The 12,992-nt window shown below is 68.2% G+C and carries 6 protein-coding genes, 1 pseudogene and 1 CRISPR repeat array; of the genes and pseudogenes, 3 read left to right on the top strand and 4 right to left on the bottom strand.

Going from position 1 to position 12,992, the window contains the following annotated elements:
* Position 1: 1 nt before the first annotated feature.
* The 4 genes from casA to BLA60_RS20955 form a co-directional block, all read right to left on the bottom strand.
* Positions 2-1,603 carry a type I-E CRISPR-associated protein Cse1/CasA gene (gene casA / locus BLA60_RS20970; protein ID WP_162292992.1) on the bottom strand — a complete coding sequence of 534 codons (1,602 nt, stop codon included), beginning with the start codon at positions 1,601-1,603 and terminating at the stop codon, positions 2-4.
* A gap of 714 nt (positions 1,604-2,317) precedes the next feature.
* Positions 2,318-5,038 (bottom strand): CRISPR-associated helicase/endonuclease Cas3, encoded by a 2,721-nt coding sequence (locus BLA60_RS20965; protein WP_075134650.1) that lies wholly within the window; start codon positions 5,036-5,038, stop codon positions 2,318-2,320.
* A 166-nt stretch (positions 5,039-5,204) separates the two neighbouring features.
* Positions 5,205-5,849: direct repeats of the CRISPR family, unit length 28 nt; unit sequence GTCGTCCCCGCGCGAGCGGGGGTGGTCC.
* Positions 5,850-6,058: 209 nt separating this feature from the next.
* Positions 6,059-6,286 (bottom strand): DUF397 domain-containing protein, encoded by a 228-nt coding sequence (locus BLA60_RS20960; protein ID WP_075134649.1) that lies wholly within the window; start codon positions 6,284-6,286, stop codon positions 6,059-6,061.
* 7 nt (positions 6,287-6,293) lie between these two features.
* Positions 6,294-7,142, bottom strand: coding sequence for a helix-turn-helix domain-containing protein (locus BLA60_RS20955; protein WP_075134648.1), 849 nt, complete (start codon positions 7,140-7,142; stop codon positions 6,294-6,296).
* An 825-nt stretch (positions 7,143-7,967) separates the two neighbouring features.
* On the opposite strand from BLA60_RS20955, the gene BLA60_RS44265 reads away from it, so the two are divergent.
* From BLA60_RS44265 to BLA60_RS20935, 3 genes and pseudogenes are all read left to right on the top strand, one after another.
* Complete coding sequence (locus BLA60_RS44265; protein ID WP_162292991.1) at positions 7,968-8,327, top strand: hypothetical protein; 360 nt, start codon at positions 7,968-7,970, stop codon at positions 8,325-8,327.
* Positions 8,243-9,151, top strand: a pseudogene (locus BLA60_RS45620) (helix-turn-helix domain-containing protein). Before BLA60_RS44265 ends, BLA60_RS45620 begins: the two are co-directional and overlap by 85 nt.
* Positions 9,152-9,466: 315 nt before the next feature.
* Complete coding sequence (locus tag BLA60_RS20935) at positions 9,467-12,430, top strand: 3-keto-alpha-glucoside-1,2-lyase-like domain-containing protein (protein WP_075134644.1); 2,964 nt, start codon at positions 9,467-9,469, stop codon at positions 12,428-12,430.
* Positions 12,431-12,992: the final 562 nt, after the last annotated feature.

Here is a 12,992-nt window from a genome sequence, read left to right as displayed (position 1 = left end):
GTCAACTCCCGACGGGGGTTCTCGATGGTGACGGTGCGGCGTACTGGAAGGTCTTGCGCAGGGCGTCCCCGCACCACTTGCGGGCATGCACCGAGGTGATCCGGCGTCCCTGACGGTCGTCGCGACCAACCCACGCCACCGGCGGGGTCGTCGCGGCCAGGTCGTCGGCCAGTTCACGCAGTGCGTCCAGCGCCGTGCGATGCCACTGGGCGAGACAGGTCGACGCGTCGGTGTTCTCGTCGAGCCCGGCCAGCCAGGTCCTGAACAGCGGGTCCAACACGCTGTAGGCCTGTTCCGTGGCGCGAAGCCGGTGCCCGCCGGTGATGTCCCGCGATCCGGCCGCGACGGCGAGGTTCTCCGCGAGCCGGCCCACCGCGTTCGCGCCGGCCTCGCTGTGCTCCACCGCTTGTTTCACCGACCCGATCAACGCAGCGGCGTCCTGCGCGAACAAGATCGCCCGCAGACTCAACGCGTCGTCCACGATGTCGGCGACAGTGGAGCTCTGGGCGCCGTAGTGCATGCCGATCGCGCGCAGTTCCAGCGGATACCCGGTGTCCAGCACCCGCCTCATGGCGAGGGAGCTGACCCACCGCAACACCGTCGCTGTCAACCGGTTCTCGACGGTGGCGGCCCCGGTGTCCGGCAGCATCGACTGCAGTCCGCGCCAGATGTCGCGCTCGGGGTTGTGTTCCAGCGGCATGTAGACCGGCACCGACGACCGCAGCTTCTTCTCCTGGGTCTCGCTGCGCCGCCACAGCGTGTGCGGCTCGAACGGGTGCATGTTCTGCGGTGTGAGGCGGTCTCCGTTGCCGATCAGCACCCCGGTGACCAGGCCGTCGTCCCACGCCAACCGCACCCGCCGGGACTGCCAGGTGAACAGCTCGACCGGACCTGTCGGCGCACGCCCGCCCGGCACCTCCTCCGCGGCTCCCAATTGGGGTCGCTCCCACGGCGGTCGATCATCCGCGTCCGCCGCTTGCGTGAAATCACGCGGAATCAGATTCAGCAACAGGGTCTCGCGCAGAGTTCGGCCACCCACGAGGACACCACCGAGATGTCCCGACCAGGAAACACCGATGGGATAGCCTTTTCCATTCTTGGTGCGCGGATCGCTCGGATCACCGGATTTGATCCCGGAGGTGTCGAACGCCTGACAGTGCACCAGCCAGCGCGCCGCCTCGGCGGCCGCGAGCGTCAGCCTCCCGCCGATTCGTGTGGTGAAGAAAGGCGCCCCGTTGGGAACGTCGGCAATCAGCTTCGACAGGTCCGACACCGACCCGTCCGCGACCCGCAACCCGGCCACCTGGAAGAACGGCTCCGTCTGGTCCGCGAGATCGAACCGGTGCCGGTGCGCCTGGAGGTACCGGTCAATATCGTCTACTGGCAACGTTTCCGCACGCCACAACTCCCGCCAGGCCGCGACATCCCGAGGCCCGCCAACCGACCGGTGCAGCACGGCCAACAGCAACCGCGTCAGCGCGAAAACCTGTGTCGGCACGTCCCCGACCAGCCCCAACAACCGATGAGCGGACCCAAAGATCTCACCCATCGACAGTTCGACGACATCGCCGTCCTGATCCCGCGCCAACAACCACGGCCGCACGACCAGGTCGAACCCACTCATACAGAAAGCCTCACATCAGCATCCACAGAGTTCTCGAAGGTCTGACCTGTCGGTGAATATTAACGACGACATCGACGTCATCTCACGTGAACGTCATCGACCGGCCGTAGCCTTTCGTTTCACTGAACCGCGACGAATGTTCGCTGAGTTGACCGGGTTCGGACGCGAGCCCCGCCCCGGCCAACTCAGCGGCAATCTCGCCAGCCCTGACGGCCCCACCGCACACTCAGCCGCCAGAAGCCGATCCGCCCCAGCCCCGCAGTTGTCCCACAGGCCGCACACCCCGGAACCGCACCGGGCGACACAGCCCCGCGTGCGCGGGGACGACGCGGCCGATGCCAGCGAGCATGTCCGACAGGTCGGACCAGCCCCGCGTGCGCGGGGACGACAGGCTGGCGACGCGGCACAGTCACCTCGCGCACGGGACCAGCCCCGCGTGCGCGGGGACGACGTGTCTGGCGCCCCGCTCACCTTCGCTGGGTGGGGACCAGCCCCGCGTGTGCGGGGACGACACTTCCTGACCTGGGGCGATAGCACTGGAACTCCGATTCCAGCATCACTTTCTCATCTTTTCCCTGGCAGTTGAATTACCGCCCGCTGCGGTCCTGGTTCCACGTGCGGCACCCCAACCATCCCATGCCCCAGCCTCGCGGCGCTCCACCCCACGCACGGCGGCGAGAGAACGAACAGGGCTCAGCGGGAGCCGTCGACCGGTTCGTGGAGGAGGCCGCATGCGAGGTCGTAGGTGAGGTGGTGGTCGTGGAGCACGGCGTGGCGGTCATCGTCGAGCGGGAGGATGAGGTGGCCGGACAGGGTGGGGGTCTGCTGGAAACTGTCGATCTTCGTCTGTACCAGTTCATCGATCACGGCGTCGATCACGCCTTCGTGGCTCAACGCGCGGGGCAGACGTAGGGTGCACGAGGCGAGAATCCGTGCCAGTCGCCATTCCAGTTCTCCCAGCAGGGGAATCTGCTGGCCGCCGCCGGGTACCCAGTCCGGCGTGCGCAGTCCACCGTCGACGTCGCGTTGTACGACGAGGACTTCCAGGGATTCCGCGCCGTCGCGGACCTGGGCCAGGGCGCGGGGGCCTTCGTCGTGTGCCTCGCCGGCGTGGGCTTGGAGCCAGTCGACCAGGTCACCCGGGCCGGGTTCGCCCAGCAGGTAGGTTGTGGCGGCGTCGTGGCGGCGTTGGGCTCGGTGGTCGGCGCGCTGACGGGCGTCGTCCATGGTTGGGCGCCAGTTCGGTGGGCCGAGGGGGTCGTCGCCGTAGGCGGCCTGGACCAGAGGGGCGATGTCCCGTGGCAGGGTGACGGTGTCGCGGTCGATCAGCGCGGCAGCGCGCAGCAGGTGGTGTTCCTCGTAGACGGCGGTCGAGCCGCGCACCGGCGCGGGCGGCGTCGCCAACCAGTCGACGCCGGTGATCGCGCACCGCGCCCGCATCACCGCGTCCGGACGTCGTTCGCGGGTATGCCGGTGCAGCCGCCCCATGCGTTGCAGCACAAGGTCGACCGGCGCGAGATCGGTCACCATGAGGTCGAAGTCGATGTCCAACGACTGTTCCACCACCTGGGAAGCAACGACCACATGACAGGACGGCCGCTCCTCGGACCTGCCGGGCGGGCCGAACCGTCGCAGTAGATCCTGGTCCTTCGCCGCCCGGTCGCAGGCAAGGAACCGGGCGTGGTTGATCGTCACGTCGAATTCGTTCGCCAGGTGCGCGGCGGCCTCCTGCACCCTGCCGACCGTGTTGCGCACCACCACCGCGCAGCCGCCGTCCCGCAGATGTTCCCGCAGGTAGGCCGACAGAGTCTCCAGGTTGTCATCCAAGCGGTCCAGCACGACGGGCACCGCGCGGTCGGGCATCGGGAACGTTCTCGGGGGCTGGTTCGTCGCGGTGATCACCGGATAGCCGGGATGGGCGGCCGGCACGTCGGCGGCGGGATCGTAGGCACGGAGCAGTTCCGCGCGCCGCGCGTCGGGCAGCGTCGCCGACAGGAGGATCACCGGCACCCGGTAGGCGCCCAGCCACCGCAACACCCGGTGCAGGTACTGGGACATGTACACGTCGTAGGCGTGCACCTCGTCGATGATCACGACCTTGCCGACCAGCGAGAGATGCCGCAGCATGACGTGCCGCGTCTTCAACCCGGCGAACAGCACCTGGTCGATCGTTCCGACGACGAAGCTGGCCAGACCGGCTTTCTTCCGTCCCCGCAGCCAGTCGTGCGCCACCGCGCCGCTCTCGCTCACCACCCGCGCCCGCCGGGCCAGCCCCCGGTACCGGTCGTTGAGGTGCGCTTTCCCGTGGGCCAGCGCCATCGTCGCCCCGCCCGGCAGGCGGTCCAGCCACGACCGGACGCGGTCGAACATCGCGTCGGTGGTCGCCTGGGTCGGCAGCGCCACGAAACACCCGTTGGCATCGGCGTCGTGCGCCAACACCTCGGCGGCCAGCAACGCCGCCTCCGTCTTCCCCTCCCCCATCGGCGCCTCGACGATCACCAACCCGGACCCGCACATCGCCCGCGCCGCCTCGACCGCGCCGACCTGCACGTCCCGGATGTCCTCCCCGGCGAACCCGAACCGTGTCGCGAACGTCGCCCGCGCCTCCCCCGGCACCGGCGCCACCCACCGACGCGGCAACCCCAGCCGCGACCAGCCCTCGGTGAGCCGCCGCTGCGTCCGCGTGTCGTCCGGCCCACCCGTCCTTCCCAGCGACCACAACGGAAAGTACTCCGCGTTGGACGCGATCCAATCCGCGACGATCACCAACGCCGTCAGCAACACCAGGCTCGGCGTGGACAGTCGAGGGAACGTCGGCGCACACCGGTGTGCCGCGCGGGTCAGCACCTCGGCCCTGGCCTGGCTCCACGGTCCGCCACCGGCGTAGGGGATCTGCTCGATGACTTCCGTCAGCCGTGTCCACTCCGGCGCGACCCCGTGATGCGACCCGACCACCGACGCCAACGCACACGCGTCGTCAGCGTCCACGCCCCGCGCCGACAACCAGTCGAACACCGCGACATGCCCCACCAACGCGTGGTTCACCCGCGACCGAGTCCGGTCGTCCTTCGCGGCGGCGACCATGCCGGGGTCCACCCGAAACCCGTCACCAGCCATCGCCTGACACAGCGTCGGCACCTGAACAGCGAACGCCGGACTCGCCTTCCCGACGTCATGCACAGCGGCCAGCCACACCACCAGGTCACGAACATCGGCCCCGGAGATCCCGGCATCCTCGGCGATCGTGCGCACCACCGGGCCGGGAACCCAGTCGTCGAACAACAACCCCGCCACGCCCTGCGCATCGTCAAGATGCTGGTGGAGCGGCAACCACTGCTCCACCTCCGCCGGCGAATGAGGCCACGACTTCGCCCACACCGACCACCACGAACCCACGCCACCCCCAGTGTTCATGCCCTGACATCGACGACCCGGCCCCCACCGTTCCAACAGCCCAACAGACTCACGATGATGTCGCCGTAGCAGTGAACATGGAGAGCAGCGATTCATCAGCCGATGAAAAAATCGGAAAGTGATGCAAAAACGGCCACACCGCCGATATCATCGCAGGTCAACAAGTGTCGTCCCCGCGCGAGCGGGGGTGGTCCCTTATCGCCGTCCACGTAGTCGACAACGAAGCAGTCGTCCCCGCGCGAGCGGGGGTGGTCCGCGGGCTCCCCAGAGGAGCACCGGCGAGAGCGCGTCGTCCCCGCGCGAGCGGGGGTGGTCCCCCAACGGCCGGTTCGTCCGGTTACCGAACTCACTCGGGGTCGTCCCCGCGCGAGCGGGGGTGGTCCGGACGGCGCCCCCGGCGTGCGGTACGTCGAGCAGTCGTCCCCGCGCGAGCGGGGGTGGTCCGTCGCCGAACTGGGCCGTGGCGGTGTCCAGGTCGTCGTCCCCGCGCGAGCGGGGGTGGTCCATGGACAATCCACCAGTTCGGCGCGAACCGCACCGTCGTCCCCGCGCGAGCGGGGGTGGTCCCGCGCCCTTGGCGTACACCTTCACGTCGGTGTGGTCGTCCCCGCGCGAGCGGGGGTGGTCCCGTCCTGTCCGACGGCGTCATGCCGGCGCTCGGGTCGTCCCCGCGCGAGCGGGGGTGGTCCCTGCACGGTGTCGATCACGTTCCACGGGCCGTCGTCGTCCCCGCGCGAGCGGGGGTGGTCCCCGGCTTATCGCTGTCAATCCATGCGACGGCGTGTCGTCCCCGCGTGAGCGGGGGTGGTCCAAGGTCGTGCCCGCCCAGGGCGATCCGATGCTGTCGTCCCCGCGCGAGCCGGAGGCTGGTCCCGACACCGCGACGCCGACGGTTCGGCCACCGTGTCGTACCGCATGCACGGGGTCTGTTGACGACTTGAGGGTTGCGGCAGGCTGGACGTGCGGGTCCTGGTCAGGCCGTCGTGGGGACGGCCTGACCAGGTGGGTGATCCGGGTCGGTCACCAGGTCATGATCGCGGCGATCAGGGTGGCCAGCGGAACCTCAAGGCGACCGCCGTCGGGGTTCTTGCTGTCGCGGATCGCGCCGGACGTGGCGGTGTGCGCCAGTTCGACACAGGCTCCTTCGTTGCCGCTGCGGCTGCTCTTGCGCCAGGCCAGCTCGACACAGTTGCTTTCGTTGCCGCTGCGGCTGCTCTTGCGCCACCGGCCGAACGTTGCCTCCGCCATGATCGTTTCACTCTCCGTCCAGATCACCCGCGATGGACCGCAGCAGGCGCACCGAGCGCCCTTCGTCCAGCGCGAGACCCGTCAGCTTCTCCGAGGTCAGCTTATAGAGCGAGACCTTGTCCGGATCGTCGAGGAACAGACCGGTCGTGCGGTCCTCCACGTGAACGACGGTCGGGTCGGACGCGAACTCCATGATCAGGAACTGCCCCAGCAGCCCCGGGTGCTCGGCGACCGACGCGGGAATCACGTTGATCGTCACCATCGGGCGTTCGGCCAGGTCGACCAGGTGCCGCACCTGCCTGGCCATCACCTTGCGGCCGCCGACAGGTTGACGCAGACCCAGTTCGGTCATGATCAGGTGCAGCTCCGGCGGCTTGCGCCGGGTCAGGATCGCCTGACGACGCATCCGCAACCCCACCCACGGCTCCAGGTCCTCGTCGCGGTCCCGGACCCGTAGTGCCGAGAGCGAGGCGTGCGCGTAGTCGGCGGTCTGCGCCAGGCCGGGCACCAGCATCAGCTCGAAATCGATCAGCTTCGTGGCGCGCTGCTCGAAGTTGAGGAAGTTGCGGCTCTGTTCGGTCGAGGTCGCCGACTCCATCATGTCCGGCTCGCCCCGCCGGCGGGCGCGCTCGATCAACCGCTCGCGCTCCACACCCGTGACGCCGACCAGCGTGAGGATCGACGCGACCTCCTCGCTGGTCGGCTCGCGCTTGCCGGTCTCGATCCGGCTGATGGTGCTGGCCGAGGTCCCGAGCGCGTCCCCTACCGCCTTCACGCTCAGCCCACTGTCCTTACGGAGCCGGTACAGCTCCAGCCCGATGCCCCGGGCGTTCACACCGGACAGCTGCTTGGCCATGACACTTCCTCATTCACGTCGTCGGAACCCGATCGGAGCGATCCTAGAGCAATCCGCGTCAGTCCACCGGACAACCAACCTTCGGGTGACAGATCTTGCAGGCCTTTGCAATTTGTGTCACGTTGTTGACGTTGGACCAGAACCGCTGGCGGCGAGAGGGATGATGATGACATGCTTCGCCAACGCCGGACGGCGCGACTCCTGGCGCACGCGCGCATCGGCCGGCCGCCACACGGACAGCGGCGGCCGCGCCGTCGCTCGGGGCGGCACGGGTGGACGAGCGGCTTCTCCACGACTCTCTCGATCCCACCCGTGCCCGCTCCCCCGCCCCACCGACGAACGACCGGACCGCGCGACCGACACCCCGCACCGCGACCGTCGAGCACCTCGTCGGGGCGGCCCCTGGACGCCCGACCCGGAACGCGCCGGCCTCAAACACCGGGGCGGCAACCGCTGGGACCACGTCCGCCTCCCACACCAGCTGCACCTCTGCGCCGCACAGTCCGCACTGGTGTGGACGCTCGCCCACCGCGTCGAGGCGGTCCTGTGGTGCGCCTGCGGCGCGGTGGCCTTCCCCGACCTCGACGGCCGGTGGACCGCACGGAACCTGCGACGCGCCAGCCCCGACGCGCTCCCCGCCTGGCACCGCTCACTCGCACACCTGGATCGCCTGCCCCGGGCGCCCGCACCCCGCGGAGCGGACCCAACACCTGGCGGCTGGCGTCGCACTGGCCGCTGCCGCGTCGCCGCCGGTCGTGAACTGGCGCAGCCCGACGCCGCGAACAACGAAAACCGTCAAGAACCGCTTCTGGAGAAACCATGGATGTGCGGAACTTCTACCTCGTCGCCGTCGACGATTCTGATTACCTGACCGAACCGAGAACACGCGACCATGGCGTCCAGGATTTCCACGGCCGAAAGACCCGGAACGCCGTCGACAGAATCGTCGCGGTCGGCATGTCGTTCGTCCGGCCGTGCGGCGAACAGCATGTGGTGGCGCACCGGCCCTCCCTGTTCGGCGAGCAGGCAGTAACCGCGTTCTTCACCACGATCGACCGGGCGATAATGGCGTTCGGTCACACCACGCCGGTCGAGGTCGAATGGACCGGCGACTGGGCGGACGACCCCTACGATCCGGACGCGCACACCCACGACGCGACACGGTCATCCGGAGCCTCGTCATGACCAGCACGACACACCGGACACAGCCACGAGCCCGACAGTTGGGCGCGACCCTCCGTGCCGTGCGCAAGATCCGAACCGACCTGTCGTTGGAGAAGGCGGCGCGGCTGTTGCAGTGGTCACTGGCGAAGATGTCCCGCTTCGAGAACGGCAAATGTCACATCACGTCCGACGACGTCGCGGCCGTCACGGCCGTCTACCGAATTCCGGTCGCCGAGCGGAACACCCTCATCCAGTTCGCCACCCACGGGGACCAAACCGTGTGGTGGGATCCACCACTACCCGGCATCCCCCACGAAATGAGCGCACTGTCGTCGTATTTCGACGACGCGAACACCATTACCGACTGGTCGGCGACACTGATTCCCGGACTCCTCCAGATCGAGGGCTACGCGAAAGCGCTGCTCCTGGCGGCCGGACGAACTCCCGGCGAAGCACACACAGCCTAGAAAGCACGCGAACAAGCCCAACGGAAACTCGGCACCGTCGACTACACCGCGTTCGTGTGCGAGAACGCCCTCCGTCGGCCGTTCGGCGGCCCGATCGTCCACCGTGAACAGCTCCACCACCTGGCCCGAGCACGCGACCGGGGAATCGGCGTGCGCATCGTGCGCGACAACGTCCCCGTGGGTGCCCTGCTGCACAACTGGCAGCGCCTGACCTTCCCCAACGCGGGCCCGATCGTGAACGTCGAGGCGGTCGAGGGCCGTTTCTACTTCCACGCCGCCCGAACGGACGTGTTCGACAGGCAGATCACCGCCCTCAGCGACCTCGCCTACTCCGCCGAGGAGAGCAGCGCCCTGCTACGCCATCCCACCATCACGTGACGAGAGGACGAGCCGCCCAGTTCACCCGGGCCGCGCGGTGAACGCGGTCCTGGTCAAACGCACGGCGACCTCCAGGCCCCGGCGAGGCCCTGTCAACGGCCGCAGATCCTTTGGTACCAACACTCTCGATGGCGGTTGAGCACCTCCAGGGATCAGGCAAGCGCTTACCTAGGCTATATGGCGGAGCTTCTGCTGTAAACATGCTCCAATCGGTGGCACTTTCGTGGATCGTGTGCGATCTTTTGTTGACTTCTGGCGAAAGTTGGCTTCTTCTGGGGGAGACAGAGACGTCAGGCACCCAGGAGGTAGGCCTCCATGCGGCCGTTACTCGCCATGCTCGCCGCCGTCACCTTGATTCCGCTCGTATCCGTTCAGGCCTCTGCCCAGGTTGACATCCCGCCCCAGGAGCCGGGGGTGACGATGCGGGTCTTCGACGTGCAGGTCATCCTGGACGACTACTGCACGCTCAAGACCGGACAAACCCCCAACGTCGACAAGCTCATGCCCACGATCGACTGGACCACCGCCGCCGACTTCGGGATGGCGGACCTGTTCGTCACCGAGGTAAGCGGTTACCTCAACATCTCCACCGCCGGGGAGTACCACTTCCGGCTGACCAGCGACGATGGCGCACGGCTGCTGCTCGACGGGGAGACCGTCGTCGATCATCCTGGGCGGCACGGGGCCACGCCCAAGGACGGGGCGGCCCAACTCGACACCGGGCCCCGGGCGCTGCGCATCGACCACTTCGACGGGGAGTTCGACCAGCGGCTCAAACTCGAGTGGCAGCCACCCGGCGCCGACGGGTTCACGCTGGTGCCGAACTCGGTGTTGAGCACCGACGCCGACGTCACCCGGGTCACCTCGCCCGGGCGCAAGGAGTGCGAGGGGATCACCGACTCGCCCGGGGACGGGTTGCCGCTCAACGCCGTGCATCCGGACTACGCCCTGACGAACCTGCGGCCCGAGGGGTTCGAGCCGCAGGTGACCGGGATGGACTGGTTGCCGGACAACCGGTTGGCCATCAGCACCTGGGGCGGGGACCGGGAGACCGTGCTCGGCGAGGTGTACCTGGTCGACGGGGTCGCCGGGAACACCGATCCGTCCAGGGTTTCGTACAAGAAGATCGCCACCGATCTTCAGGAGCCGATGGGGCTCAAGTACGTCGACGGAACGATCTACGTGTCCGAGAAGGACGGGTTGACCGCGCTCGTCGACACCAACGGTGACGAGGTCACCGACGAGTACCGCACGATCGCCACCTGGCCGTTCGGCGGGAACTACCACGAGTTCGCGTTCGGGCTGCTGTACGAGGAGGGGTACTTCTACGTCACCACGGGCATCGCGATGGTTCCCGGTGGGGCCACCGCCGATCCGCAGCCGGTGCCGAACCGAGGCTCCACGTTGAAAATCAACAAGAGTACCGGTGAAGTGTCCTATATGGCCGGTGGGCTGCGCACGCCCAACGGTCTCGGGTGGGGCCCCGGCGGCGACCTGTTCGTCACCGACAACCAGGGCATGTACGTGCCGACCTCGAAACTCGTGCGGATCAAGCAGGGCGCCTTCTACAACCACCACACCAACCCCGACGGCCCCTACGACGACCAGCCGGTGACCGAGCCGGTCCTCTGGCTGCCGCACGGCGAGATCTCCAACTCGCCCAGCAACCCGATCATGCTGCCCAACGGCACCTTCGCGGGGCAGATGGTGTTCGGGGACGTCACCTACGGCGGGCTCCAGCGCGCCTACCTCGAAAAAGTCGGCGGCGAGTACCAGGGCGCGGTGTTCCGCATGACCCAGGGCCTCGAGTCCGGCGTCAGCCGGATCAGCCTCGGGCCCGACGGGGCCATCTACACCGGCGGCATCGGCTGGGAAGGGAACTGGGGGCAGACCGGCAAACTCAAGTACGGGCTGCAGAAACTGTCCTACGACCAGGCACGCGCGTTCGACATCCACTCGATGAAGGCCGTCCCGGGCGGGTTCGAACTCACCTACACCCAGCCACTGTCCGACGCGACCGTCGACGATCTGGTCAGCAAGTACCGGGCGGAGCAGTGGCGCTACGTCGCCACCCCGCAGTACGGCGGGCCGAAGATCGATCAGGAGACCCTCGACATCACCTCCGCTTCGCTGTCGGAAGATCGCAAGAAGGTCACGTTGAGGATGGACGGGCTCAAGCCGGGGCACGTGGTGTACGTGCACTCGCCGCGCCCGTTCGAGTCAGCCACCGGCGAGGAGCTGTGGAGCACCGAGGCGTGGTACACGCTCACCCGGCTGCCCGACGGCACCGTCGCCCCACCCGAGTACGAGGCGGAGTCCGCGCAGCTGGCCGGGGGCACCGGGTGGAACACCAACCACACCGGCTACTCCGGCGCCGGGTTCGTCGACCGCAACTGGGAACCCGGCAGCAGCACCACGTTCGCCGTGCGCACCAACCGGGCGGGTCGGCACGACATCGCCCTGCGGTACGCCAACGGGCAGAACAACGACCCGCAGCCGGTCCCCCGGTCGATGAGCCTGTACGTCAACGGCACCAAGGTGAAACAGATCTGGCTGGCCAGCACGGTCGCCTGGAACCGGTGGGCGACCCAGGTGGAAACCGTGCCGTTGCGTAACGGCGTGAACACGATCTCCTACCGGTACGAACCCACCGACACGGGTCACGTCAATTTCGACAAGATCACGGTCACGCCGACGAAACGGATCACGCTGTTCGACGGGACGAGCCTCGACGCCTGGGAGAAGACCACCGGCGAACCGGCGACGTGGCCGATCGCCAACGGCAGCGTCGAGTCCCTCGGCGGCGACATCCGCACCAAGGAGAAGTTCGGCGACTTCCGGATGCACGCCGAGTGGTACCAGCCGCACTACCCGCCGGAGGTCACCGGGCAGGCGCGCGGCAACAGCGGCGTGTACATCCAGGAGCGGTACGAAATCCAGGTCCTGGAGTCCCACGGCCTGCCCCCGGCGAACAACACGGCCGGCGCCATCTACACGAAGAAAGCGCCGGACGTGAACGCCGCGCGGCCATCCGGCCAGTGGCAGACCTACGACATCGAGTTCCGGGCCGCCCGGTTCGACGACGCCGGGGTCAAGATCGCGAACGCCCGGGTCACCGTCCGGTGGAACGGCGTGCTGGTCCACAACAACGTGGAGATCGACAGCCAGACCGGGGCGGGACAACCGGAGAACCCCGCGCCGGGCGCGATCCGGTTGCAGGACCACGGTGATCCGGGTGAGAACCCGAGATTCCGCAACATCTGGATCGAGCGGCTGTAGGTGACCGGTGGCAGGGCCCGGCCGCGTGGCCGGGCCCTGTCGCGCTTCGCTTCGTCCCGCCGCGCGATCGGTCGACAGTGGGTGGGGCGGTGGGGAGTTGGCGTATCCGAGCCGTGCCGGGGTCGGTTCCGGCCTTGACCCGGGTGGTCCGTTCGGTTGCCAGCGAGTCCGGTTACTGGCTTCGCTCGGCGGGGCGGCGAATCCTGTCGCCGGTCAGCCTGATGTCCTTGCGCCGTTCGGGTTGACCTGGACGGCGATTGTTGGGACACAAACACAATTCAACTAGCGAAGAAAAAAGACAGAAGTGAAGCTGAATTGGGAGAAACCGGGATATCATCCCAGCTCAGCAAGTGTCGTCCCCGCGCGAGCGGGGCTGGTCCTGGACGGAGAGCAGCCTCCACCGTCTGCCGAAGTCGTCCCCGCGCGAGCGGGGCTGGTCCCACCCCGATCCACACCCGCTACGTCGGGGTGTGGTCGTCCCCGCGCGAGCGGGGCTGGTTCCACGAGGTCCGTGGCTACGGCAACGCGGTCCCAGTCGTCCCCGCGTGAGCGGGGTCCGCCT

It is taken from the genome of Actinophytocola xinjiangensis (assembly GCF_001921215.1).
Classification (GTDB): Bacteria; Actinomycetota; Actinomycetes; order Mycobacteriales; family Pseudonocardiaceae; genus Actinophytocola; species Actinophytocola xinjiangensis.
The sequence above is the reverse complement of the archived record's forward strand: the minus strand, read 5'-3'. Positions and strand labels throughout refer to the sequence as shown.